The following is a 25,089-nucleotide window of genomic DNA, read 5'->3' as shown; positions in this document are numbered from 1 at the left end:
TCTACGAAATTTCGTAAGAAATTAGGATGCCATATACCTTGCGGCCGATCGCTCTTATAGTACATGACCTTGCAACCCCCAGAGGCGCTGAATTTTGCACACTATCTAATGCTCATATATGATGTGGTCAGGCAATCAATCATGTGGAGAAGCACGTGGCTGAGAAAAAAGGGGACGAGAACCGCTCTTCCGGCGATGGTAAAAAGAGCAAAAATGTACCGGCTGAGAAGCAGCCGGTGGACAAGACACGCCTGGATATAAACATTGGTGACTTAATTGAGCCGTTAACCGGCGCACCCATTGAGTCTGATGCGCCCGCCGATGCAGATTCGGGTGAAAGTAAAGTGGCAAAGACTTTGCTTGAAAACGACTTGCCTACTCTGGAAAAAATCAAGGAGCTTGCTGAGTCTGGTAAGCATTCCCCCACTGCGCAGTTGGCAGATTCGGAATCGCACACAAATGAGCCTCAACTTTCAGAATCCGGAAGGCATTTAGTGGCAAAAACTTTGTTGGAGCAAGATTTCGACCTTGACGTCGATGTTGACTCGCTCACTCCGGAAGAGTTCAAGGCTTATCGAAGCCGGCTTGCAAAGACCATGCCTGATCCTCGCAAAGAGCCTGCAGCAAAGCAGAAAGCGCAGCCTGCCGAGTCTGTGGAAGGGGTTGTCGGAGCAAATGCTTCTGATATATCGAATCATGCAGCTGTCGATTCCAAAGCCACGAGTGGAGAATCTGTCTCTGCCATCAAAGAACTAGCCAAGACGATTCCCGAGCCTGTCAGTGCAGGCCAGAACACTTCGGACGCGCAACAAGAAGGCGTTTCACTCAAGGCACTGGCTAAAACAATTCCCGATCCACAGATGCGTGAGCGCAAAGCTGTGGCGGCAAGAATTGCTCGAATTCGATCATTTCAAAATACGATGCAGAGCAAATTGCCGATATTTTCAAAGACCATGACTGCTTCGAATTTTGATGTGCTCGAGTCGTTGAGAGAAAGTTCGAGTTGGAAGACTACAGCTGCGACACCGCAACAAGAAAGCAAATCATCGCCGCCTGCCGAAAAATCCGCTCCTGTTGTTGAGGCTAAGGCAGAACAAGCAAAACCAGAACAGGTGACTGATTCCTCAGCACCATTGAGAAGAAAACCAGCAGCGCGCGAGCAGTTTGTGGCTAAAACAAAATTGGATCACGCCATTCTTTTGCAGGCTGTTTCTGAGTCCAAGCATCGTGAAGAGGCCAGGGTCGCCGCACTGCTTTCGGAAAAATCGAAGCAGCCCCCAAAGCCTCCTCCGAATTATGTCAAAGCTGATAAATCCGCTTCTACCTGTCCGTTCGTATGGAATGAGACTGACTCAAAAGAGAAGTTTCGCTACTGCACGAAGTGTCAGACCGCCATATACAATTTCGACGGACTTGAGCGTCCCGAAGCTGATGCGCTAATTTTCAGCAGAGAGAACCGGGAGAAATTCACCCTCTACGGACGTGCCGACGGAAAGTTTATGACTGTCGACTGTCCTCTCCAGTCCCGTCGCAAGAAAAACATGCTGTTCAGTTTGGTCGCTGGTCTGGTCATTTTGGCAGGCGCGGCGGCGGTGATAATGCTCATGCCTCCACAGCCGGCAATGGACACTACACAATCAGGTCAGTCAGCAGAGAGTGGTACCGGTAACAGTGATAGTGGTTATACCGATAGTAATTCGGATAGTGTCACGGGCGCACCAAATGCAGTAGCACCCAGTAGAGGTCCGGACGGCATGATAACTTTCAGCTCGACCAGCACCCGTAAACCCGTCGATCCGCGTAAAGCTGCTCCTGGTGCCGGCGCAAGCCCTGGCGGCTATCAGACGTTCAAGTTGCCCAGCGTCACCGATCAGTCTGCTCAAGCCCCTGATCCTGACGAAGACGGACACTTCTGGAAGTTTGAGTGAACTTAAATAGTGAGAATTGCTGCCACTACAGGAGACAGCTTTTAATCTGGACTTTACGGACTCTCAATAGATAACAAAAAACAGGGCGGGGAACAGCCCTGTTTCTTGTTTTTGCATAGGAGGGAGTTATGTGGAGGAATGGTGGTGGTGTGAATTTCGGCAATGTGAGCCGGAACGATGGCTGTGACTGCGATAGTTTGCAGCAATTGAAGTTTTTTCGCCCGGGCTGAATTGCCAGTCATTCTGAACAGTTGAGCTGCCTGGTTCGTACGGTTCAGCCAGGGGAGCAACTTGTGTTGACGGCGTCGTTGGCTCGGATGCCGCAGTTTTTGCAATGGTTGACGGTGTGAAAATGAGTGAACTGATCAGGAAAAGGGCATTGGTCACTCCGATAAATTTAGTCGCTGAGTTCACTTCTACCTCCAGTGGCGGTTCAATCCGCTCCTTACCGTTCTTTCTTGTGAGGACAATTTACGCTTTGCATGTGTGCATTTTGTGAAGCCCGAAATAATCCCACTCATCGATGTCGAACATGCTCAGTTCGTTACATGAGCTGGTTTTAGCCCGGGGAAGGTCTTTATTTTGTAGTATTAAGGTATGTGTGGAAGATACACAATTTCAAAAACAACCGAAGAGATTCTTGAGCGGTTCAACGTGCTCAAGGAAATTTTTGACCTTACCCCGAACTATAATGTGGCGCCATCGCATATGGTGCCGGCTATTCTCAACCAGACAACCGAAGACAACCAGCAAGTTCGGGTCATGCAAATCGTCAAATGGGGTCTGGTGCCATTCTGGGTCCGGGACACTCGCAGTCATAAACCATTTATAAATACCCGTGTTGAAACAGTTCTGGAAAAACCTTCATTCAAAAGCTCTCTGGCCAGGAAGCGCTGCATCATTCCTGCTGATGGATTTTATGAGTGGCAAACCGTAGATGGAAAAAAGCAGCCTATCAGAATACGGTTGCCCGGCGAAGAACTCATGGGATTTGCCGGCTTGTATGATGACTGGCACTCGGCCGACGGCTCAGTCAATATTCGTACCTGTGCGATCATAACAGTGCCCTGTAATGAAACGATGGCACCGATACACAACCGCATGCCTGCTATCCTGAGTTCAGAGGGTGAGTCCGTATGGCTTGATCCGGATACTAAGGATGCTTCCGTATTGGCTAAATACCTGGAACCATATAGAGGAACGATCGAAACTTATCACGTATCAACGCTAGTAAATAGCGTCAAAAACAATACGAAAGAATGTACCCTGGCCATGGCCAATTCTTCTTGAGAGCCTTTCGGCGAGCATCAGTCAACTGAATCTCAGTCCGCTGAACCTCACAGTCCGTTGAACCTCAGTCTGCCGAATCTTCGTCTTCATCGTCGTCATCTTCAGACTCTTCGTCGTCGCCATGCTCTAAATCGACTGGATCGGCTTCAGGAACTTTAGGTGTGTCGGGCTTTAAACCTTGCGACTTCGTTTCCGGTTTAAGACCGCTCTTGTCTGTGCGCTCTTCTTCGACTTCGGTCGGGCGCTCATTACGTCTAAGACCTGGAGTTTTCTTATCCATATCACTCTAGACTAGCGAATCCGCATCCCTTTTTCAAATTGGCGCAGAGTTCAAGCCGGAGTACTCAAATATCGGCGATCTCCTCTGCTGCACCAATAGACTTTGCCTGAATTTGAAAGTTCCCGTCAGACTTCGTCCAAAATAGCGAGCTGTGCCTTGACGCTTTCGAGTTGGGCGTAAAGGTCCTGCAGCTGCCGCTCCATCGCCTCTACTTTATCTTTTGGCGCTCTTTCTTTGAATCCAGGTCGCTCCAGGTTCTCCTTGACCTTGGCAATTTCTTTCTCAATCGGTTGCACTCGTTGCTGCAATTTCTCTTTCGTTTTCTGGACATCAATCAAGTTTGCCAGAGGAATGTAGATAGTCGCCGAGCCGACTTTCTTACGCGCAGCTTTGCCCGGTGCCTGCAGTGAAACACCCATGGTGAGCGGGTTGATTTTGTTGCTCAGGCGCTGAATGTAGCCGCGACCAGCTTCGAGCCAATCCAATTCAGTTTGATTCTCAACTGAAATAATCACTTCAGCTTCTGCTGATGCCGGTACGTTGAAGGTCTGTCTCATATCGCGGATCGTACGAATGACGCGAATAAGGAATGCCATCTTCTCTTCTGATGCGGGGTTCAAGAAGCGATCGTCCTGGTGCGGATATGGTGCAAACATCACCGATATCAACTGCTGGAACATGACATTTTTAGGCGTCTGACTCCACAATTCCTCTGTGATGAAGGGCATGATAGGATGCAGGGCTCGCATCAGTCCTTCGAAAATTGTGTGCAAAACCTTCCTGGTCTGCCCGTCTGCGAGTTTACCTTCAGCTTCCTGCGCTAGTTGAATCTTGGCGATTTCCAGATACCAGTCGCAGAAGTAGTCCCAGATGAATTCGTGCAACTCACCGGCTACGACCTGGAAGTCATAAGTGTTGTAGGCCTCGTTGATCACAGCCAGCATGCTGTTGTATCGGTGCAAGATCCAACTATCCGCCAGAGTCAGCTTGGAAATATCGATGCCGGCCGGTTTGAATCCTTCCAACTGTGCAAGCACAAAGCGACCCGTGTTCCACAGCTTATTGCTGAACTTCTTGTATTCGTCCAATCTGTCTTCGCGAAAACGAACGTCTTGATCGCCCTTGATTCCCATCGAAGTGAAGAGGAAACGATTGGCATCAGCGCCGTACTTGCCTATCATGTCGAGCGGATCGATGGCATTCTGCTTCGACTTCGACATGCGCTTGCCATCAGGTGTTTGAACAACCGGATGAATTAAAACGTGTTTAAACGGAATGGTTTTCATGAACTTGAAACTCATGAAAATCATTCGTGAGACCCAGAGATTAATGATTTCTCTTGCCGTTGACAGAACTGTGGTCGGATAAAACTCTTTTAGCACAACCGATTCGCCAGGCCAGCCGAGCGTAGCGAACGGCCACAGAGCTGAGCTGAACCACGTGTCGAGCACGTCTGGGTCCTGTTCCAGGTTCTTGGAACCACATTTAGTGCATTCGCCAGGTGGTTCTTCAAATGCGTCCTCGTGACCATTGTCACAGGTCCATATAGGAATACGGTGCCCCCACCAGAGCTGCCGGCTGATATTCCAGTCGCGAATATTGCGCATCCAGTCCAGATAAGTGTTCGTATACCTTTCAGGCACGAAGACGATGCGTTCGTCTTCTACAGCCTTGATCGCCGGCTCGACAAGCTCTTTCATCGATACGTACCACTGATCCGACAGGTACGGCTCGATTACGGTGTGGCACCGTTCGCAGTGCCCTACTCCGTGCGTGTAATCTTGTACTTCTTTGAGTAGCTCTTGTTGACTGAGCTGTTCAACCGCCAATTCGCGCACTTTGAAGCGATCTTTGCCTTGCAAATCTGCTGGAACGAATTCGTTTGCACACAATTTGCCTTCGGCGTCGATAACCGCTGGTTGCGGCAACTTGTGACGCTGACCAACTTCCCAGTCATTGGCATCGTGAGCAGGTGTGATTTTTAGAGCGCCCGTACCAAAGTCGCGCTCCACATAGGAATCAGCAATAACTGGAATTTCGCGGTTGGTGAGAGGCAGGCGAACCATCTTTCCGACAAATTGCTTGTAGCGATCGTCATCAGGGTGTACGGCTACGGCGACGTCTCCGAACATTGTTTCGGGTCGAGTGGTCGCGACAGTTAGGCTTCCAGACCCATCGACAGCCGGATAATTGATCAGATAGAGGTGCCCGGCTTCCTCTTCGTGCTCGACTTCCAGGTCAGAGAGGCTAGTCAAGCAGCGAGGGCACCAGTTGCAAATACGATTGCCTCGGTAAATCGCACCATCTTTGTAGAGAGTGACGAAAGCCCGATATATCGCTTTCACATATTCCGGATCCATAGTGAAAGCAAGGCGGTCCCAGTTGAAGCTGACCCCGAGACGTTTGTATTGACTGAGAATCGTATTGCCCGATTCGTTTCGCCATTCCCAGACTCTTTCGATAAATTTTTCGCGCCCGAGGTCGCGACGGTTTTTGCCTTCTTTCTTGAGCATTCTTTCAACTACTATCTGAGTTGAAATGCCCGCGTGGTCAGTACCGGGCTGCCAGAGCACGTTATAGCCCTGCATGCGTTTGAGCCGAATCAAAACGTCCTGTAGCGTGCCATTGAGAGCATGTCCCATGTGTAAATTGCCCGTAATATTGGGCGGCGGCAGAGCGATCGAGTATTTCGGCTTGTCAGGATTGATGTCAAGGTCGAAAACATCGTTGTCGAACCAGTGCTTGGTCCACTTCGCCTCCACCTCGGCTGGGTTGTAAGCCATCTTTGAACTCTCTGAGGGTTGTTTTGTTGCTGATGGTGTAGACATGATTAAGTTCTATAGGCTCGCTTTGTTCGTGGGCAGGGCTAGGAAATCGCGATTATAGCTGGGTTACGGGTCACGCGGCAACCCGCGCGGCGCTTGAAAGGGTCATTTTTTGACACAATTTCAACCACCTTGACCCAATAGTAAGGATGTTAGAATCAGCCATGGCTGGAGGCGGCCACTCTTTTAACTTGACTACTCGCTGAGCCTCAAGCGATTTACGGAACCGTCATGATTTCCAGCAATGATTTTCGACCGGGTGTGACAATTGAATACAACAATGGCGTTTGGCAGATCGTTGAAGCGATGCACGTCAAGCCGGGTAAAGGCTCAGCTTTTGTGCGGACGAAAATGAAGAACGTTGAAACTGGAGCTGTTTTGGAAAATACATTCAGAGCCGGTGAAAAGGTTCCAAGTGCAGTTGTTGAGAAATCCGACATGCAATATCTGTTCAAGGCCGGTGACAATTTCACCATGATGGACGTGAGCAGCTATGACCAGATTGAACTTGCACCAAAGCAGATCGGCACTTCGGCAGAATTTTTGAAAGAAGGCCTGGAAGGCATCACTGTTTTGAAGTTTCAAGACAGAGTAATCGGAGTGGAGTTGCCGAACACCGTTGAGCTCGAAGTCACCGAGTGTGCACCTGATGAAAGAGGTGACACCAGCTCTGGTGGCGGTAAGCCTGCTACGCTGGAAACCGGTGCTACCATCACCGTTCCATTCCACATCAAACGTGGAGATAAGATCAAGGTCGACACAAGAAGCCGCAAGTATTTGACAAGAGTATAGGCGTACATTTAGGGGCAGCGCGGGTGAACATAGATCTAGAACAAATCCGCAATCTACTTGCGGTTGTTAGCAGCACCGACATAACCGAATTGACCATCGAGTTCGGCGATCACCGAATAACGGTCAAAAAAGGTGGTGCGGTCCATCACATCAGTGCGGAGCTGCCTGTCGCAGCGACGGCTCCGGTCGCGCCTGTCAGACAGGCGCAGCCGATTTCATTCGAACCTAAACAAGACGCACCTGCTCCTGCAAGGGAGACAGCTCCTGAACCACCAGCCAACACTAGCAACCTGGTGCCCGTTACTTCTCCTATGGTAGGCACCTTCTACCGGGCTGGTTCTCCCACTTCCAGCCCGTTCGTAAACGTAGGTGACCACATCTCAGTTGGTCAGACGGTGTGCATTATCGAAGCCATGAAACTTATGAACGACATGCCTTCTGAAGTGAGCGGCAAAATCGTCAAGGTTTGCGTGGACAACGGCACAACCGTTGAGTATGGTCAGCAACTCTTCCTGGTCGACCCTAAAGGCTAAAAGCCTACAGCTACTGGTGTTTGGATGATTCAGAAAGTATTGATTGCCAATCGCGGCGAAATCGCCTTGAGAGTGATTCGTGCCTGTCAGGAACTCGATATCAGAACAGTTGCGGTCTATTCACAAGCAGACGCTGAATCGATGCACGTGCAGATGGCTGATGAGGCTTTCTGTATCGGTCCGCACCAGTCAGCCCGCAGTTATCTGCACATCCCCGCGTTGATCAGCACTGCGCTTGTTACAGGTGCTGATGCCATTCACCCCGGCTATGGTTTTCTCTCGGAGAATGCCAATTTCGCCCAAATTTGCGCCGATCACCGCATCAAATTTATTGGTCCGAGCGTTCAGGCAATCAACATGATGGGTGATAAGGCCTCCGCTCGAGAAACGATGCGCAAAGCCAATGTTCCCGTTGTACCCGGTACCGAAGGGTTAGTTACCAACGAAGCCGAAGCCTTTAAAATCGCTGAAGAAATTGGCTATCCGGTCATTGTCAAAGCAACTGCAGGCGGTGGCGGCAAGGGAATGCGTGTGGCTGTCGATCAAGTTCAGCTCGGCACGGCCATTGCTTCCGCTCGTAGTGAAGCCTCCGCAGCATTCGGAGATGGTGGCGTCTATATCGAGAAATACTTGAAGCCTATTCGCCACATCGAGATCCAGGTAATGGCTGATCAGCACGGCAATGTCATCCATCTGGGGGAACGCGATTGCTCTGTACAGCGTCGTCACCAGAAATTGATAGAAGAGTCTCCGAGCCCCGTTATCACGCCTGCCATGCGCAAAAAAATGGGCGAAACTGCTGTTGCCGCTGCGCGCGCCATCAAGTATGAGGGCGCAGGAACGTTCGAGTTCATTTATGCCAACGACAAGTTCTATTTCATGGAAATGAATACGAGAATTCAGGTTGAGCATCCAGTAACGGAATCTATAACCGGAGTCGATCTTGTCAAAGAGCAGATTCGAGTTGCTTCCGGTTTGCCGCTCAGCTTGAAACAAGAAGAAATTGAGTTTCGTGGTCACTCGATTGAATGTCGAATCAACGCTGAAGACCCTGATAAAAACTTCTTGCCTTCGCCTGGAAAGATAGAAGCGTATATCGCTCCTGGCGGCATTGGCGTTCGGGTTGACAGTCACTGTTATCCCGGTTACTCCATACCACCATTTTATGATTCGCTTGTAAGCAAGCTTATTGTCTGGGGACGCGACCGCCAGGAAGCTATTCAGCGCATGTTGCGCGCTCTTGATGAATATGCCATCACTGGTATCAAAACAACGATTCCTTTTCATCAAAAAGTTTTGCTTCACGATGCCTTTCAGCGCGGCGAAGTGCACACAGACTTCATTGAGAAGTACATGACTCCAGTTGCGCCTGAAGCGGTCGCGCCGAACGGACGCAAATAAGAGAATCTGGCTGAGCGGAGATCAATATGAAAGTTGCTGTGGGACAGATGTCGGTCTCCAACGACAAAGATTCGAACCTGGCTACGATCGAAGAGCTGGTCAAACAAGCTTTTGAGTCGGGCGCCAAGTTGATCTGCTTTCCAGAATGCTGCATGTATGCATCGCTTGATGAAAGACAATCCTTTACCGATATCGCCGAGCCTCTGAGCGGACCATTTGTATCCGCATTAAAGCGCTTTGCCAACCTTTATAGCATCTGCATCGTCGCTGGAATTTTTGAGAGCAGCGTTGATGCCAATCGAGTCTACAACACGGTTGTAGTTATCGATGAAAATGGGCAGATTAAAGACCCATACAGAAAGATTCACTTGTATGATGCGTTTGGCACCAAGGAATCAGACCGTGTGTTGGCCGGTGACGGCAATACGCTTGTTTTTAAAGCCGGCACAATGACGTTTGGCGTGATGACTTGTTATGACCTGCGCTTCCCGGAACTGGCACGTTTTCTGGCTTTTCAGGGCGCACAAGTGATTCTTCTTCCCGCTGCCTGGCGACCCGGACCGATGAAAGAGGCGCATCTGGAAATTCTTACTCGTGCCCGCGCAATTGAAAACAACGTGTACATGGTGGTGGCAGCACAGGTTGGTATAAACTGCTGTGGCAACAGTATGGTTGTTGATCCGATGGGTGTCATACAGGCAAGTGTCGCGAATAATGAATGCATTCTAGTCAGCGAACTTAACAAACAAAGAATTGACGAAGTTCGCGAAATATCACCGACACTTCAGAATCGACGAACAGATCTTTACGCACGCTGGAGAGACAGTAATCAGCGCTGGTACGAAGACGTGTCAAGCGAAGTTTGAACGTCTACATCAGAGTTTGTCCTCTGGCTCAGAAGTCGTCGTTGTAATCTTCTTGTTGAACGAATCTGATTACTCCAGGCTTCTGTTTTTCAAATTGTTCAATAGTTGCTGGCGAAAATTGATTCTTCTCGACTTCGACAAGTTTCAGGTGCTTGCAGTTCACAAGCTGCAAGAGACCTCGGGCCGTTACTCTGGTGTGTTGGATATACAGATGAGTCAGATCTCTGTGCGCAATTTTTTCCATAGTCAGGTCTCCGACCTTGGTTCGCCGAATATCTAAATTTGTCAGTTTAGGCAAATCGCCCAGTACCATCATCTCTTTGTCACTCAGTTGGGAGTCTCTGTCCAGTTTTACACTCTTCAAACCAGGCAGTTTTACCAGGTATTTTAGACCGACGCCTGTAAAATGCTTACAGTCGGTAAGAAGAAGTTCCTCCAGATTTTTCAAGTTGCAAATTTCTCTCAAGCAATCGTCATTGATGTTTGTTCTTTCGAAATTCAAAATTCTGATCTGAGTGGCTTGACTGATTGCTCTTGCAATTGAAGCATCAATGGGATTTTGCAACATGTCCAGGCAATTCAGATGGGGTAATTTTTTCAAGTAAGCATAGCCCACCGCCGTGATACCTTCGTTACGACCACACTGCAAGTGTTCAAGTGATTTTATGTCGGCTATGACCCGCATGGTTTCGTCGTTCAGGCGATCTGTGCGTGCCGACAATCGAGTCAAATTCGGCATTTCTCTCAGCTGTTCGAATCCTGCTTTCGTTACTGAAGTAGCGTCCACTTGCAGTTCTCGTAGTCTCTTCATGTGCTTTATCTCTAACATGGCTCGATCAGTCATGCTCGAATCATTCATTGTCAGAAAATCCACCGGGTAGCGGATCAAATAGGCCAATCCTGGTCCTTTGATGTTTGTATTTTCAAGCTCAACATAAGTTGCTTGTGCCGGATAGAGTCCGAACTCATCCAATGTACTGTCGTCGCAGTCGACTTTCAGCTGAAATCGTCCTCCGGCTCTCCATTTGGTTAATCCTTCGCGAATCATCTGGCGCGCAAGGACGGGCTCATCGTAGACATTTGCGGCTTCGGCCTCATCTTTGATCTTTTTGCGGGCAAGGGCGACTTCTCGATCGTGTGTTGCTTCAGCGATAAGCAAGCAGATGTTGGTGAATAGAATTGTCATCGTGATTACAATTCCGGTAACCATCAAAGCTTTCGCAGTGGGGGTATTTAGCGAATCTTTGAACTGTTCTGTTTGCGTCCTGGCCCGGAATTGGCCAGTATCTTCGTGATCGTTTTTCAATACCTTAGCCAGCGCATCTCTCAGCTCCGCCATTGACTGGTATCTCTGGTCTGCATTTTTCTCCAGTGTTTTAGCGACGATCTGCACGAGGCTCTGAGGAAATTCGCTTAAGGCACGATCCTCGATTGATGGTGCCTTCGTGTTGACCTGGTGAGCTATCACCTCAAGCGCGGTAGTGCCACTGAAAGGCTGCGTTCCGGTTAACGCTTCGAACATCACGCATCCCAGTGAGTAGATATCAGTGCGCTCATCGACTTTGCCACCACTTGCTTGTTCAGGACTCATGTAAGCAGGGCTGCCCAGGATATCGCCCGTGTCGGTCAGTCCAGCTGGAGTAGCTTCGCCGTTGATAATCTTGGCAATACCAAAATCAATCAATTTGATGTATGGTATTGCCAACCCTGACTGACAGATCATAATGTTGTTCGGTTTCAAGTCTTGATGCCAGACGCCTCGTTCATGAGCGTGCGACAGTGCATCGGCAATCTGGATGAAAAATTGGATGGCGAAGGCAACAGGAATCGGACCCCTGGATTGAATGAGCTGAGACATCGAAGTACCCTCGACGTAATCCAGAACCATGTAGGGCTGACCATTTTCGGTCAAGCCATAGTGACGAACGTGGATAATGTTAGGATGTTCGAGCGCTGCTAGAGCCTCTGCTTCTTTTTTAAATCGTTTTACGTTTTTCTCGTCTAGCTTCTCCGTCTTCATCATTTTGACGGCCATTTTTTGATTCAAGACGAGATTTCTTGCTTCATAAATGATTCCCATGCCACCGCTGGCAATGACAGAGAGAAACTCATACTGAGAAGCCAGTTCGGTTCCTATCTCAGATTTCGTAAGAAGAGAAGTGCCGTCATTTGGGCATCTGGTTACACTGAACGAGACAGAAAGTCCACATTGTGAGCAGACCCGGCTTTGAGTGAGGGAGCTTTGTGCTTCACTTGTTCTTGCGTTGACGTCCATGTGGTCTTCAAGGCTCACTTCGGGCTTGCTGGTGTCATCATTGAGTTGTGACGAGCAGGTCTGGTCGTTTAGATTTGAGAGTCTGCAGAGATTCCGGTGTCACCTTGCATCGCTTTATACTCAGCACTTTCAATGACGTCATCGAGGGTATCTGGCTTAACCCCTGGTCATCAACGGCAGTACCATCAATGCTTAAGTTCTCGATTTTGCTGTTTCTCAAAGCAGCGAGATCAGAGTTTCGTAATGAGCAATCGTTCAAGCTCACAGTTCTAAGACTGCTGCTGCCGGCAATATCGGCGTACGCATCAGTACTGTCTATGTTGGTTTTGTCCATCTTCAGAACAGTGAGATTTGGCCAGTGTTTGATCATCAGGCAGGCGCGTTTTCCAACAGCATCTTCACTGATATCGAGTTCTTTCAATGCTGTAAGCCCTCTTAAGTTGTTAAGACCGGCATCAGTAATCGAAGTTTTTCGCAGGTCGAGAATTTCGAGATTGTCCATGTGTCCTATGTCTTCAAGAGCACGATCGGTTATAGGTGAACCGTTCAGTGAAAGAGACTTCAGGGGAAGATGGATAAGATTGGCCAGACCCGGTCCAGTCACTGATGAATTCGATAATTTCACCGACGTCGTTCTGGTTGGACCAGCAAACATTTCAAGCATCTTGTCGTTCAGCTTTAGATTGCTCAGGTCAATCTCGCTGGCATCGAGGTTCCTGGCGATGATCCGTTTGGCTTTCATCTGGTCGTCTAAGACTGGCTCTACTGGCTTATCTTTTTTCAACAGACCTGTTACTACGAAGTAGCCGGACCCAGCAGCGAGAACAATCAGGACAAGAAGTGCACCAAGCAATGCTTTAATTTCGATGCGTTTTTTGTTTTTCGATTCATCATCTATGGTGGCACTGTCTGATTCGGCTTCGCTCTTACCCGATCTTAAGGTCATTAACTGATGCTTGAGTTCGGCCATCGATTGAAATCGATTTTCGGGTTTTTTCTCCAGCGTTTTGGCAACAATCGCTTCAAGTTCTGCTGGAAATTCTTTTCCTAACGAGCCCTCTTTTAATGATGGCGCCGGGTCGTTCAGCTGGCGGAAAATTGTCTCAATGGAACTTCCTCCTACGAAGGGAGGCGCTCCTGTAAGCGTTTCGTACATTAGACATCCGAATGAGTAGATGTCGGAACGCTTGTCTAGCTTTGCTCCCGATGCTTGTTCGGGGCTCATGTATAGCGGACTGCCGAAAACCTCTCCCGTCTGCGTAAGATTCATCACGCCTGAATCTGCATCTGGATTATTTATTTTGGCGATTCCGAAATCAACAATTTTTACCAGTGGTGCCCCCGATAAACGTGGCACGAGCATGATGTTGCTTGGTTTTAAATCGCGGTGCAGTACTCCTCGACGGTGAGCATGGTCAAGTGCATCGCAGGCCTGTATGAAGATTTCAAGCGATTCTTCTACCGTCAGTCCTGCTGATTTGCGGATCGCCGATGCCAGAGTGTCTCCCTCAATGAAGTCGAGCACCATATGCGGTTGCCCAGCGTCACTTACACCAAAGTCTCGCACTCTGACGATTGAAGGGTGGTCCAGTGCTGTTACGGCTTTAGCCTCTTGCTGAAAGCGGCGCACGCTTACCTCGTCCATACGATTTTTGTGCATCATCTTTATTGCCACGATCTGGTTTAGTGCCACGTGCCGGGCTTTGTAGATGACTCCCATACCACCCGATCCGATTTCGGATAAGTACTCGTATTGGTCCGCCAGCTTGCTTCCAATGGCAGCACTTTCGCTCAAAACTGTGCCGTCATTTGGGCAAATAGCGATGTCAGTCGAAAGTTTCAGCCCACAGTTCGGGCAAATGCGCTTGCTATTCTCTAGAGCACTGCCTGCATCTTGTGAAAAATCAGGTATCTCTTGATTTTGGTGGCCCTGGTCCACTGAGTGATCTCGCACTAAAGTTCTCAACCAGCCCAATATTCCCGTTAACCCGGGTTTTTAGATGAATTTGCCTGACAACGTCACGTTGAGCAATGCACCGGTTTTCAGCCGCAAAGTTGGTATAGAATAGTTTTCTTCGCCCCATTTTGTGGCTCCGTAGCTCAATGGTGGAGCAAGCGACTCATAATCGCCAGGTTACAGGTTCGAATCCTGTCGGAGCCATTCTTTTCGCCAACCTGGCCGTGAGGACGGGTGTGCCGAGTTGCGACGTCATAGTACAACTTTGCCAAACGTTGTAAAGCATTTTTAAATGCCTGAAATACGCGGGCTGTGTGCACGCTTAATTTGACGAACGATCTGGACCCGTCGTCTGGAAAAGATCCGAGTTTGTCATTTTTTTGCACTTAGATTCCATTTTGACGCGCTTTCTTCCGGTCTTTCTCTAACACCTTACTACTCGATAAGAAGCGTGGTTTTTGCGTCCGTCCATCCGGTTATTAGAAAAGGAGTTGGATATGAGAGATTGCCATCGTGAAAATCTTGACAGTTGCCGTGATAAGGCAGCAGTTACCAACGCTGATTTTGACGTTCATCAGCTGTTTGCATCTGGTGAGCGGTCCAGCGCTCAGCCGGACCCAACGCCTTCGAATTATCTTGAATTTTCGTCGCCATACCCGAGTACACAAGCCGCTGTTTCCGCACAATCCGAAGCCGCTTCTCTGTCCCAGGTACCCAAAGGGCACTTCAGCACACTGGCCGGCATGGACGGTGATAGCAGTTCTCTGTCGTTTCAAGATGTTTACCAGGGCTTCACTTCCATGAAGGGCAGCGACAATTTAATTGATCGCGATGAATGGAGTCGGTTTTTCGCAGCTCAGGGATTGCAGACTCCGACAGATAGATTCGATCGCCTCTCTGGTCTGGATGGTGATGCGAAAACTGTAAGCATCAACGATTTGTACAACGCTTACAAGACGATGGCTGGAAAAGACAGTGTCGTTAAATGGGACGAGTGGTTGAATTTTATGGCCAAGGATGCACCGCCTGCAGGCAGCGGTGGTGGCTCTGACGGTGGTGGTAAAGGCGGTTCCGACGGTGGCGGAAAGGGCAACGGCGGTTCCGATAAGTTGAGTCAGGACGACCAGGCAATCGCAGGAATTGACGGCAACTGGAAGAAGCATTTTGACAGCAAGTTTGCCGACGATCCCACAATGAGTCAGTTCTTTAATGGCTCGGATCAATTCGGCAATCGTTCCTATCCCGGCAATGGTGAAAAACAACTCGACAGTCCCGATAACACAAAAGTTACTACAGTAACCGATCCCGTTACGGGCAAGCAGATCACTGTGGCCGACCAGTTTGTTACCCGTGACGCCAACGGCCAAATTTATTCGGGAATGATAACGACGAAAGACACGCTTCCTGCCGATGGTCTCTTTGTGGCGCGAATCAAGCTATCGGATACGGGTGGAACATGGCCGGCATTCTGGGCCTGGCGCACGGGGCGAGAGATAGATGTGATGGAAGGACTGCGCAATGGCGAGCATGGTACAGGCTCTCGAGCCGATGATTACAACTATCACTTCAACACTCATGACTGGGGACCAGGATCAGCACATACGGCACAGGGAGGCTGGGCTAATGTTAAGGACATCCTGGACAAGGAACCGCCAACTCTTGATGGTGATAAACAAACATTGACCAACAGTTTTCATAACTATGCAGTGGCAGTGCACGGCAACGAGACAACTTACTATTTCGATGGTCACGTGCTTGGAAAAGTAACAGACAAATTTGGAGGCCAGAGTTTGAACTGGTTGCTGAATACTGCAGTTGGTGGAAACTGGGGCGGTCTGGATCACATCAATGATGGACCTTTCGGTCCTCAGCATGGCACGCAGATTGAGTATTTTAAAATGTTCCAGAGTACCTGACGATCCGTTCCGGCGAGTATGACGCTAGGGGCAGTATGACAGGCATACTGCCCTTTTGTTTTGTCGTGCATTTTGCGCAGCTGTGATGATCCAGGTTTGTCATTTTCTTGCCTTACAAGTATGTCTACAGCCGAGCAAGCCCAGTCACTCGCGCTTAAGTTACTACTCTTGTTTATTTCTGGCTGGAACAACGGAGGATACTCCCCATGGTAGATCAGCATTTTGAGCAGATTGATTCACGAGCAGCACGACCCACTGAAAATCATAATTTGGCACTCGTTTCTCAAGAGCTGGGAAAGACCGATAGTAGAGCAGCCATAAATGAAATGAGAGGTGCAAGCAGCTCTGCCGACTTGCCGCCTTTGAACATTGTCGATTCTGCTCAGACCGGCGATGGCAGCGCAAAAGATTCCACAGCGATTACTACCTCCACAGACAATACACCGCGTGAACGCCCGCAAGAGCCCCATTACGTAGCCCAGGCCAACTGGGATGCTCGCAACGGCTTGAAAGATTTGCAGAGCGGAGACTATGAGCGTTATCAAAATGGAGAAAAGGAGATTCGAAAAGCACTGCAGGATTTGAATAAAGAAGGCGAGTTAATCGACTATGCCAAACGCGGTGGTCAGCAGGCGGACAGAGATATTCTCAACGGCAACACGAAGAAGGCCGAAGAAGAATTGCAAAAGACAATCGATGGTATGAAAGGAAATGGGTTCACCTCCGAAGCTTGCAAGTCATACGAAGATGCCCTGGCTAAGCTGAAATCCGGTGACACGCAGGGAGCCATGGATGCTATAAATAGTGCGCAAAAGACATTGACTGATCGGGGCGATCTCGTAGATCAAGCCACAGATGGGATTCGTAAGGGACTCAAAGACTTCAACTCGGGCAAGCCTGGTTCGGATGTAACCGGTATAAACGAGATCAAAGAAGCCCTGCAGTCGATGCGTTTGAATCCGCAGCCCGGTCCTGATATCCCGCTCTAAGTACCGCACCAGGGGCAGGGAAAGCATCAGGGAAAGCCCCGAGAGTCTCGAGACTCTCGGGGCTTCTCTCTTGTCTGCTAGCTTACGCCGAAATGAACAGCGCTCAGAATTGAGCGCTTTCTCGAAATATTATTTCGACAGCCAGACCGTTACGCTGATAGGTAGGTCTGACTATTTGATCACCGGAGCCGCTTTTATAGCCATAGTACTGCGGTTGGTTCATGCTACCGCCACCACCGGTGGAGCCTGCGCCCTGCCCCAGGCGCTTCCAAACGTTGTAAGACGTGCCGTTGCCGTCTCCGCGCCATCCGATTGCAGGACTGGACGGTATGTTAGGGGGTGTGCCGGTGTAATTATATATTTCGAGGCTGTCCGATTTTGTGGCTCGTGGATCGGGTCGTGGTTCGCCTCCGTGGGCTCCACCCTTGATGCGGCCTGGTTTGATCACCATGTCTTGTACGATGACGTCATACTTTTTGCCATCGCTGGCTACGAACGGCTCAGTGCTTACAGCCAGCAGTTGCCCTTCGCTGAGCATATTGAGCGGTGCTGGTAATGGTGCTGAGGTGCCAGCAGAAGAACCAGCGGCATCGTCAAGCATCGATACAACTTCGTCTGCACCAAGCCGCCTGGGAGATTGTCCAAAGCTGTAGACGTAAGATAGAGACTTGCCTGTTTTTTCAAATGGCTGTGCGATGAAAGAGCTGCCCATCTCCGATGCATTGTTTGAAACTACCGGTGCATAGGTTTTGCTTTTGAAAAGGCTGCGTCGCCTGATCCAATCATAGATGCCGCGATTGATGGCACTGGCGGCGTTCATCTGCAATCCGAATTCAGCAGGGTTGCTAAGTTCGACCAGGGAAGTATTGGCGGCCGGGTAATCGCCGCCTCCGGCAGTGTGGTAAGAGACATTGAGATGGGCAAGCAATGGATTTTTTTGCAGATCTTTTACGGATTCGATTCCTGCTGGTACGCCGTCAGGAAAGCTAATTATTAGAGCACCAGGAGCCGGCAGCGGATCAGATACGCCGCCTGGCTCGGCGCATGCTGCAGCGTGTATACGGCGCGCCGAGCCTCCGATGTCTGAGTAGCTTTGATCTGCCTCGGCTTTCACAACGCTGGGCACAATCTTGTCGTCTAGTGCAGCGATTGTGTCTTGAAACTGACGCACATTAACAAGTTGAGTCTTGTTGTCCACTCCGCTGAACACGAAGTCTCTGTTGTTGAAACGGTAGTTTGTATAAGTCAGGAAGCACTCACCGAATTCATTGTTGTAGCAGTGGGCTTTCCTTATGCCTGCAACGGCCTTGGGGATGCATGACGACAGACCAGGAATGCATCCCAGGCTTAATGAGAGCGATCCGTTGACGTAGGTCGAATCATTACCCGTCAATCTGATTACACACTTTTTGTAAGCAAGGAGGGCATCGTCGTAAGGTCTGACGACCCTCCCTTCATAGTCGATGCCGGAGCCGCCGGGCCGAACTGCTTGGGTGAGTGCGGCGCGTAAACGTTGTGAAGCTGCTACGGCCATTTCGTAATCTCGCTCCGCGGCGCTCTCCATTGTTGAATCACCACTTTGAAGTGCAAAGTCCATGTTCTGCATGACCGAACCCCAAACGGTGTTGATGCTTCGAACAGGCATGGCGTATTTGTCTGCCGCGATAGTGCCACTGCCAGTGGGGGCATAGTCTGATAGGGATATGAGACCAAGATCCGGATCATCGATCACGATGCGTGACAAATCGCAGGCGGCTGCCAGCGCAGCAGATTCAATCGCGGAACGCTGTTCCTGGTTAGTGCCGATGAAACGAATGAAGGCCAGCGCGAATGAGAGAAACAATAGTGTGAAACCGGAGAGCACCGCCAGTGTCAGAGCCAGTACGCTGCCCCTGGCTGCGCGATTCCGTCTTTGCCACTTATGGTCGTTCATCGATACTATTCCTCTATGGGGGCCAGCCGGTTTTCCATTCGCCTGAGTCGAAACTGTCGGAGTCGTCCGAAATAAGGTCCACTGATACGCTTGAATTCGAAGCCAGTACGGGGTCGTGAATTAGACCTTCCAGATGTTCGACTGCTCGCATCTGACTCAGGGTGTATTTGAATGGAGCGCTTAGACCAGGTATTTTCACAAGACCGGGCACACTGCTCATCGACACAAAAGGCTGCTGCTCAAATTCGGCTTTAGTCATGTATTCGTATACATAGTCGGTCGTATTGAGTGGCGGATTGGCTCTCTTCTTGGGACCTATATACTCTACCGATCCGTTCATAATATGCGTTCTTATGCCGTAGACCCTGATGCTCGTCAGGTTCAGTTTGACGAGCGAAGCGAGCCCGGTTTGCATACTTCTGGAGGAATCGCGTTCAACAAGAGCCGTACCGCTTTCCATGCCTGTAGCGCCGGCTGCAATTGAGGCCCACCTGATAGACATCGCACATGCATTGGCATAACCGATGGCAGTCCCAAAGAAGTTGATCAGGGGAAATAAAACGATAACGAAAAGTACCAGCAGCACCGGTGCAAATTCCGCCGTGCTGCCCTTTTCTAAGCGTTGGATATGTTTCTCTCTGGCAGACATGGATGTTGATTCTGCTTCACGCAGCTGAGAATTGTTGGTAAGTTTCGGACGAATCGACTCTTTGCTGAAGATGCTTACGCACTTTCAACACTTCGTCCCATTTTTGCTATTCATTGCAGTGTCTGACTCAAGACACCTTTTTGAGTAACACTTTGAGGTATGTAGGGATTTGGAATTTCTTCATGATGCCGGAAGCCTGTGGCTAATCGGTGTCCGCACGACAATATCCAGGCAGGCTGAACCAAAAGGTGCTGCCGCCGCCGGGCGTGTCTGTAACGCCTATTTTGCCGCCATGTTTGAGAATTAAAGCTTTGGCTATAGCAAGACCGAGCCCACTGCCTTTGTTTTGTGCGCTATCCTCTTCTGAGACTTGCTTGAATCGCTCGAATACGAGTTCCTTCTTCTCATCGGGAATTCCCCTGCCTCTGTCGATGACCCGCACTTCGACCGAATCGTCTTGCACCACTGTTTGTAAGTCGATCGTCTGTCCGTCAGGAGAAAACTTGATTGCGTTGGACAGGAGGTTCATTAGAACCTGAGTTATTCGTTCTTTGTCCGCCCTCACGACTGCATCGGTTTTGCCCAGAGCAATCTTGATGTTGCGCTGTTCGGCGAGGTCTTGCACAGATTCGAAACACTTCTCTTGCAGTTGTCCGATGGCAACCGATGCGGTGTCGAGGGAAAAGGCGCCCGAGGACAAGCGCTCGATTTGAAGAAGATCGTTGATTAGAGTAATTGTGCGGCCAAGATTGCGCTCTGCGCGTTCAACCAGTTGTTTGGATTCCGGACCGAGCGGTTCGAGCCTCTCGAGGGCAAGCATGGTGAGGATACCCTGCACCGATGCCAGTGGTGTACGTAAGTCGTGACTGACCATCGAGAGTAGCTCCTGCTTCTCTTTTGTAGATTCTTCAATGCGATGTGCCATCTGGTAGAAGTTTCTCTCCAGCCTGCCAATTTCATCAGAACCGGTTTTGCTTTCTACTAACGTTTCTCCCTTCTCGAAGCGATCCATGTTCGCTTCAAGACGAGCCAATCGCGTGCAAATGCCCCTCATTAAGAGCAGAGTGAGAATTGTCCCAGAGCCAACATTGAGCACAAACAGACCGTGAATTATTTGCTTCAGTTCTGTTCTTGTCTTCGGCAAGAAGTCTCGTGTGAGTGGGTAACGGGCTCGATTTTGGAGAATCAGATCAAGGCGCAATTGCGCCAGCTGCTCGCACTGGGCTCCGATATGAGACTGGCTGGAAATTTGCTTGAATGAAGTGGCACTGTTCGCCTGCATAAGGGCAAGGGTTCGTTTGCACTCCTCGATCAATGAGTTAACCTGGGCTCGCAATTTTGCTGTTTGAGTGTTTGTCAACAAAGGAGCGAGCACATCCACTGCAAACAGCATCTGTGTCTCGCATTTAGGCAGTGCTTCTTGACCATACTTGGATTGTGCACCACAACCGGCGTCTATCGTGAGCAGAGCGAAGACGGCGCTGAGCGTTGATAACCAATTCAGTTGACTGGCAAAGCTCTTGTCATTCGCTTCAATCTGAGCGAGTCTTTCAGCTCGGTCCAGCAGGAATTCGTAGGAGGAAAGAGAAATCGTTTGCACGGCTGTCAACAAGAAGATGACGAATACTCCCCTGGTGGTCAGGGAGTGGAACCAGCGGCTCAAATTTTTCTCTCGTGTTGACATAGCGTTATTATGCGCATCACAGAGGCTGTTGAGAAGCGTCTCTCAATTTAAGTGTCGTCAAGTGATGGGCATGCAATTCTAGAGGTACAGGTTTAGAATTGATCCGATCCCACATCTTGTCACGAAATAAATGGCGAAGATACTTATTACAGAAGACGATTCCGAATTCTGCGACATACTGGCAAAGTTTCTCAAATCATACTTTCATGAAGTTGATACTGCCCATGATGCCGGTTCAGCGAACGAGCTTTTGCGTTCTTTCGACTACGACCTCCTCATTCTCGATCTGAACTTGCCCGATGGCTCCGGTCAGCAAGTTCTGAGGCAGTTGCGCGATAGAGGTAGCAAGCTGCTCGTTTTGGTTTTGACGGGAAGGCATGAGATCAAGGACAAAACTCAATTATTTGAGACCGGGGCTGACGACTATTTGACCAAACCCGCCGATCTGCGTGAAGTGCAATTGCGAGTGCAGGCGCTTTTGCGCCGCAAATCTTTTTTTCAGGCGGATCAGCTGAAGGTGGGCAGGATAATAGTCGATCTTGCTCAGCATCAAGTTGAAATTGACGGACAGATAATCGATCTCTCGCGTAAAGAGTTCCAATTGCTGGAATTGTTTGTAAGGCATCCCAATGTACTTCTGCCACCTGAATTCATCTTCGAGCACGTCTGGGCGACAGAGAGTGAAAGTAACCTGGATGTTGTAAGGACTACAGTGAAGAGATTGCGCCAGAAGATTGATCCCGAGGGCAATACGCTTGAGACCATTTATGGATCGGGCTATGTGTTTAAGATCTAGGATCGGCGATCCTGGACGCTGTCTCAGCCTCACCCTTTCAAAGTCTATAAAAATGACTTGAATTTTTCCGATATCGGAAGAAATTCATGGCCGTATCGTAACGAGAAGTTTTGCAGAGCTTGACAGGGGCTGCACTTCGAGTAAACTATGTAAGTACTTACGTAAAAGCTTACGGAGTTAATTAAGTGGATTACATTGTCAATCTTGGCAGCCTGGCTATGAGCAGCCGCCTTAAGCGCTTGTCCGAGAAATTCTTTCAGGACGTGCACGATATCTATAAAATGTACGATTTCGATTTCGAACCGAAATGGTTTCCGGTTTTTCATCTGTTGCATACCGATGGAAGAAACTCGATTGGTGAAATAGCCACTAAACTCGGTGTCACGCACCCAGCGGTCAACTTAACAGTCAACGAACTGGAAAAGAAGGGGTTGGTAGTCTCAGCCCAGGATAAGAAGGATGGACGTAAACGGCTTGTTTCTTTGAGCGCTAGAGGAAAAAAGCTAGCTGCCGAACTGGAGCCACTTTGGGATCGTATTGAAGCGGCCGCTGATGATTTGATCTCGGATGCCGGCGGAAATTTTTTGAAGGAAATAGAAGCGATTGAAAGAAAGTTTGCATTTAAATCAGTGAAAGAGAGGATTAGTGACGTGAAAGATGTTCGTTTAAGAGGTGCAGAAATAGTAAATTACAGTCCGGCATATCGCGAAGACTTCTTGCGATTGAATCGTGCCTGGATTGAAAAGTTCTTTAAATTGGAAGCCGCTGATTTGCGTATTCTTGAGAATCCAGAAACGGAGATCATCGCCCCAGGTGGCGCCGTTCTGTTCGCCAAGATCGACGGAAAAGTCGTCGGCACGCTGGCGATTTTAAATCTCGGCAATGGCGAATTTGAGTTGGCGAAAATGAGTGTCGACGAGGCTTATCAGGGTCGAGGAATAGGCTACGATTTAATTCAAGCATGCATTGAAGAAGCAAAGAAACGTGGTGCAAAAGCCATCACACTCGAGACGAACTCGAACTTAAGCCCAGCCATTGGATTGTATAAGAAGTGCGGCTTTGTAGAGGTGCCAGCACTGGCGCATAGCACAGAATATGAGAGAGCCGATTATTTCATGAGACTTGATCTGCTAAGTGCCGGGCGGGTTTGATTATTTCCCGTACTGTTGTTCCATCTGGCGCTCCAGATCGCTTGCCGAACTCGATGAAGTCGAGTGACCCGGTGGTGCAGTTGATGCACCGCCGGCGATGCCTGCGACGCCAGGTGGCCGTTTTATGACATCGTCATTGCGCGATGTGGCTTGCATCCGCGCTGGTGCACGCCCCGGGAAACCGGACATCCCCGCTCCGGTTCCACCCGGTGCTTGTCCTTGAAACAGGCGTTGCATCAGTTGTGCTTGCATTCCGCCGCCGCCGCCCATGGCACCGGGCATTCCGCCGCCCATGGCACCGGGCATTCCGCCACCCATAGCACCGGGCATTCCGCCACCCATGGCACCGGGCATTCCGCCCATTCCGCTTTCCTGCTCGCCGGCGCCCATAGCGCCGGGCATCAGAGCGCCAAATTTCTGTTTAAACTGTTGCATGAATTGGGCAGCGCCACCGCCTGTCATTGCGCTATGAGCCATCCCTCCACCGCCCATGGTGCCCATTGGCATCATGCCGCGATTGCTTCCTCCCAGAGCGGGTGGACGAGCAATTCCCATGCCTGACGACATGCCGCGAGCCATCCCCATACCCATGGGGTGAACATTGCCCGAGTTGAAATTGCGATTTATCAGTCCACCTGCTGGCGGTCTGACGATCGCGCCTGATGATGAACCCGATCCTGTCATGCCACGGGATGTAGCTGCCTTATTGGACGGATTCGAGTGGGTTGGCAGTGTTGGCGCTCTACCTGTGGACACCTGATCAAGCATGTCAGCCATTTGCGATTGGCTCAGGGCTGGTGCATAGTGCTGAGCAGCTTTGCCATTGTGGCTGGAGTTGTTTGTTTTGTGCTGTTGTTGATGCTGGGCAGATGAAGGCGATGCAGTAAGAGCGAAAATGACCAACAGGTTTACATGCCGGTACACCGTCATAGCTTTTGGGCCCGGAGGCGGCTGCCATCTCTGCAATGGTGGTCTGCGTGTCTGCGCTCGCGGATAAATAATTCGAGAGAGTGTGAGAAGCAAGTTTGACCCTTCCAGGATTGCCGTCTCGTCTTATATTCCCATGCTGACAAGTTCGATACTGACAATGTCCACTGATTTTAGCTAGTGCTAAAATCAGGCAGTGTCGAAAAGGTGATTCAGTGGCTAAGATACTGCTTGTCGAGGACGATCCAAAGCTAGCAACCGTGGTGCAAGAGGCTCTCAGTGCCGAAGGGCATGTGGTTGACCACACTCTGGAAGGCGAAGACGCTCTCTATCGGCTTAAGTTTTTTCATTATGACCTGGCTGTGGTCGATTGGACTTTGCCGGATATAACGGGCGTCGAGGTCTGCAAGGGCTATCGTGACCACGGTGGGCAAATTCCTATTCTCTTTTTAACCGGAAAGACCGACACCGACAACAAACTCGAAGCATTCGAGACAGGCGCTGACGATTATCTGACCAAGCCGTTTCACTACAAGGAACTTCTGGCACGGGTGAGAGCGCTCCTGCGTAGACCGACAGAGCTTGAAGAGAAGAAGATTAAAGTCGGCTATCTGGAATTGAATGTGGCCACATCGGTTGTGTCGCGCAACGGTGTACCGATTGAGTTGTCTCCGAGCGAGCTCATCTTGCTTGAGCTGTTCATGAAGAATCCTGAACGAACTTTCAGTTCTCAGCAATTGCTGGATCGTGTATTTACGACCGAGTCAGATGCTACAGATATTGCTGTTCGCCAGAGGATTTTGCGTCTGCGAAACAAGATTGATATTGAAGGTCAGCCATCTTTGATCAAGACTTTGAAGGGTCTTGGCTACAAAATGACGGAAGCGCCCCAATAGC

Annotated in this window: 19 protein-coding genes, 1 tRNA gene and 1 pseudogene; 12 read left to right on the top strand and 9 right to left on the bottom strand. The window is 49.7% G+C overall.

The genetic code is table 11. The features are described from left to right. Nucleotides 1–155 precede the first annotated feature (155 nt). Nucleotides 156–1,928 (top strand): hypothetical protein, encoded by a 1,773-nt coding sequence (locus tag EKK48_21750; protein RTL38531.1) that lies wholly within the window; start codon nt 156–158, stop codon nt 1,926–1,928. Between the two features lie 126 nt (nt 1,929–2,054). Here the strand turns inward: EKK48_21750 and EKK48_21745 are convergent, their stop codons facing one another. Further along, nucleotides 2,055–2,342 (bottom strand): hypothetical protein, encoded by a 288-nt coding sequence (locus tag EKK48_21745; GenBank protein RTL38530.1) that lies wholly within the window; start codon nt 2,340–2,342, stop codon nt 2,055–2,057. 183 nt (nt 2,343–2,525) lie between these two features. Between EKK48_21745 and EKK48_21740 the strand changes: the two genes are divergently transcribed. After that, complete coding sequence (locus tag EKK48_21740) at nt 2,526–3,218, top strand: SOS response-associated peptidase (protein ID RTL38529.1); 693 nt, start codon at nt 2,526–2,528, stop codon at nt 3,216–3,218. Nucleotides 3,219–3,282: 64 nt separating this feature from the next. Here the strand turns inward: EKK48_21740 and EKK48_21735 are convergent, their stop codons facing one another. Further along, on the bottom strand, nt 3,283–3,498 hold the full coding sequence (locus EKK48_21735; GenBank protein RTL38528.1) for a hypothetical protein: 216 nt from the start codon (nt 3,496–3,498) through the stop codon (nt 3,283–3,285). 125 nt (nt 3,499–3,623) lie between these two features. Further along, entirely contained in the window at nt 3,624–6,326 is a 2,703-nt protein-coding gene (locus EKK48_21730; protein ID RTL38527.1) for a valine--tRNA ligase, read from the bottom strand. A 228-nt stretch (nt 6,327–6,554) separates the two neighbouring features. Between EKK48_21730 and efp the strand changes: the two genes are divergently transcribed. From efp to EKK48_21710, 4 genes are read left to right on the top strand one after another with little or no spacing between them, the layout of a single operon-like run. Beyond that, complete coding sequence (gene efp / locus EKK48_21725; GenBank protein RTL38526.1) at nt 6,555–7,115, top strand: elongation factor P; 561 nt, start codon at nt 6,555–6,557, stop codon at nt 7,113–7,115. Between the two features lie 23 nt (nt 7,116–7,138). After that, nucleotides 7,139–7,648: an acetyl-CoA carboxylase biotin carboxyl carrier protein gene (accB, locus tag EKK48_21720; protein ID RTL38525.1), complete on the top strand. Its 510-nt coding sequence runs from the start codon at nt 7,139–7,141 to the stop codon at nt 7,646–7,648. A gap of 24 nt (nt 7,649–7,672) precedes the next feature. Then, on the top strand, nt 7,673–9,049 hold the full coding sequence (gene accC / locus EKK48_21715) for an acetyl-CoA carboxylase biotin carboxylase subunit (GenBank protein RTL38524.1): 1,377 nt from the start codon (nt 7,673–7,675) through the stop codon (nt 9,047–9,049). A 26-nt stretch (nt 9,050–9,075) separates the two neighbouring features. Then, nucleotides 9,076–9,915: a carbon-nitrogen hydrolase family protein gene (locus EKK48_21710; protein RTL38523.1), complete on the top strand. Its 840-nt coding sequence runs from the start codon at nt 9,076–9,078 to the stop codon at nt 9,913–9,915. Nucleotides 9,916–9,943: 28 nt separating this feature from the next. Here EKK48_21710 and EKK48_21705 read toward each other — a convergent pair whose 3' ends face one another. Both EKK48_21705 and EKK48_21700 read right to left on the bottom strand, forming a co-directional pair. Further along, entirely contained in the window at nt 9,944–12,208 is a 2,265-nt protein-coding gene (locus EKK48_21705) for a serine/threonine protein kinase (protein ID RTL38522.1), read from the bottom strand. Between the two features lie 19 nt (nt 12,209–12,227). Beyond that, nucleotides 12,228–14,129: a hypothetical protein gene (locus tag EKK48_21700; protein ID RTL38521.1), complete on the bottom strand. Its 1,902-nt coding sequence runs from the start codon at nt 14,127–14,129 to the stop codon at nt 12,228–12,230. A 150-nt stretch (nt 14,130–14,279) separates the two neighbouring features. Here EKK48_21700 and EKK48_21695 point away from each other — a divergent pair. From EKK48_21695 to EKK48_21685, 3 genes are all read left to right on the top strand, one after another. Continuing rightward, nucleotides 14,280–14,351: transfer RNA gene (locus tag EKK48_21695), tRNA-Met, on the top strand. 293 nt (nt 14,352–14,644) lie between these two features. Beyond that, nucleotides 14,645–16,063 (top strand): glycosyl hydrolase family protein, encoded by a 1,419-nt coding sequence (locus tag EKK48_21690; protein ID RTL38520.1) that lies wholly within the window; start codon nt 14,645–14,647, stop codon nt 16,061–16,063. 206 nt (nt 16,064–16,269) lie between these two features. Beyond that, a complete protein-coding gene (locus EKK48_21685) occupies nt 16,270–17,052 on the top strand; it encodes a hypothetical protein (protein RTL38519.1) in 783 nt (260 codons plus the stop codon). 103 nt (nt 17,053–17,155) lie between these two features. On the opposite strand, the gene EKK48_21680 is transcribed toward EKK48_21685, so the two are convergent. The 3 genes from EKK48_21680 to EKK48_21670 form a co-directional block, all read right to left on the bottom strand. Continuing rightward, nucleotides 17,156–18,985 carry a hypothetical protein gene (locus tag EKK48_21680; protein ID RTL38518.1) on the bottom strand — a complete coding sequence of 610 codons (1,830 nt, stop codon included), beginning with the start codon at nt 18,983–18,985 and terminating at the stop codon, nt 17,156–17,158. Between the two features lie 13 nt (nt 18,986–18,998). Next, the gene (locus EKK48_21675; GenBank protein RTL38517.1) at nt 18,999–19,634 is read right to left on the bottom strand and encodes a hypothetical protein; all 636 of its coding nucleotides are present in this window, start codon (nt 19,632–19,634) and stop codon (nt 18,999–19,001) included. A 202-nt stretch (nt 19,635–19,836) separates the two neighbouring features. After that, a complete protein-coding gene (locus EKK48_21670) occupies nt 19,837–21,318 on the bottom strand; it encodes a HAMP domain-containing histidine kinase (GenBank protein ID RTL38516.1) in 1,482 nt (493 codons plus the stop codon). Between the two features lie 130 nt (nt 21,319–21,448). On the opposite strand from EKK48_21670, the gene EKK48_21665 reads away from it, so the two are divergent. Together EKK48_21665 and EKK48_21660 are read left to right on the top strand one after the other, a co-directional pair. Beyond that, nucleotides 21,449–22,114 (top strand): response regulator transcription factor, encoded by a 666-nt coding sequence (locus EKK48_21665; protein RTL38515.1) that lies wholly within the window; start codon nt 21,449–21,451, stop codon nt 22,112–22,114. A 185-nt stretch (nt 22,115–22,299) separates the two neighbouring features. Beyond that, entirely contained in the window at nt 22,300–23,265 is a 966-nt protein-coding gene (locus tag EKK48_21660; GenBank protein RTL38514.1) for a GNAT family N-acetyltransferase, read from the top strand. A 252-nt stretch (nt 23,266–23,517) separates the two neighbouring features. Here EKK48_21660 and EKK48_21655 read toward each other — a convergent pair. Further along, nucleotides 23,518–23,604 (bottom strand): annotated as a pseudogene (locus EKK48_21655) (sugar transporter). An 803-nt stretch (nt 23,605–24,407) separates the two neighbouring features. Here EKK48_21655 and EKK48_21650 point away from each other — a divergent pair. Then, nucleotides 24,408–25,088: a response regulator transcription factor gene (locus EKK48_21650; GenBank protein RTL38513.1), complete on the top strand. Its 681-nt coding sequence runs from the start codon at nt 24,408–24,410 to the stop codon at nt 25,086–25,088. Nucleotide 25,089: the final 1 nt, after the last annotated feature.

It is taken from the genome of Candidatus Melainabacteria bacterium, assembly GCA_003963305.1.
Taxonomy (GTDB): Bacteria; Cyanobacteriota; Vampirovibrionia; order Obscuribacterales; family Obscuribacteraceae; genus PALSA-1081.
This window is presented reverse-complemented; position numbering and strand designations above follow the sequence as displayed.

Excerpts from the sequence above, each read along its gene's own strand:
- EKK48_21685 (RTL38519.1), top strand. The coding sequence starts at position 16,270 with ATGGTAGATCAGCATTTTGAGCAGATTGATTCACGAGCAGCACGACCC.
- EKK48_21680 (RTL38518.1), bottom strand. The coding sequence starts at position 18,985 with ATGAACGACCATAAGTGGCAAAGACGGAATCGCGCAGCCAGGGGCAGC.
- efp (RTL38526.1), top strand. The coding sequence starts at position 6,555 with ATGATTTCCAGCAATGATTTTCGACCGGGTGTGACAATTGAATACAAC.
- EKK48_21740 (RTL38529.1), top strand. The coding sequence starts at position 2,526 with ATGTGTGGAAGATACACAATTTCAAAAACAACCGAAGAGATTCTTGAG.
- EKK48_21675 (RTL38517.1), bottom strand. The coding sequence starts at position 19,634 with ATGTCTGCCAGAGAGAAACATATCCAACGCTTAGAAAAGGGCAGCACG.
- accC (RTL38524.1), top strand. The coding sequence starts at position 7,673 with ATGATTCAGAAAGTATTGATTGCCAATCGCGGCGAAATCGCCTTGAGA.
- EKK48_21710 (RTL38523.1), top strand. The coding sequence starts at position 9,076 with ATGAAAGTTGCTGTGGGACAGATGTCGGTCTCCAACGACAAAGATTCG.
- EKK48_21690 (RTL38520.1), top strand. The coding sequence starts at position 14,645 with ATGAGAGATTGCCATCGTGAAAATCTTGACAGTTGCCGTGATAAGGCA.
- EKK48_21665 (RTL38515.1), top strand. The coding sequence starts at position 21,449 with ATGGCGAAGATACTTATTACAGAAGACGATTCCGAATTCTGCGACATA.
- EKK48_21670 (RTL38516.1), bottom strand. The coding sequence starts at position 21,318 with ATGTCAACACGAGAGAAAAATTTGAGCCGCTGGTTCCACTCCCTGACC.
- EKK48_21735 (RTL38528.1), bottom strand. The coding sequence starts at position 3,498 with ATGGATAAGAAAACTCCAGGTCTTAGACGTAATGAGCGCCCGACCGAA.
- EKK48_21730 (RTL38527.1), bottom strand. The coding sequence starts at position 6,326 with ATGTCTACACCATCAGCAACAAAACAACCCTCAGAGAGTTCAAAGATG.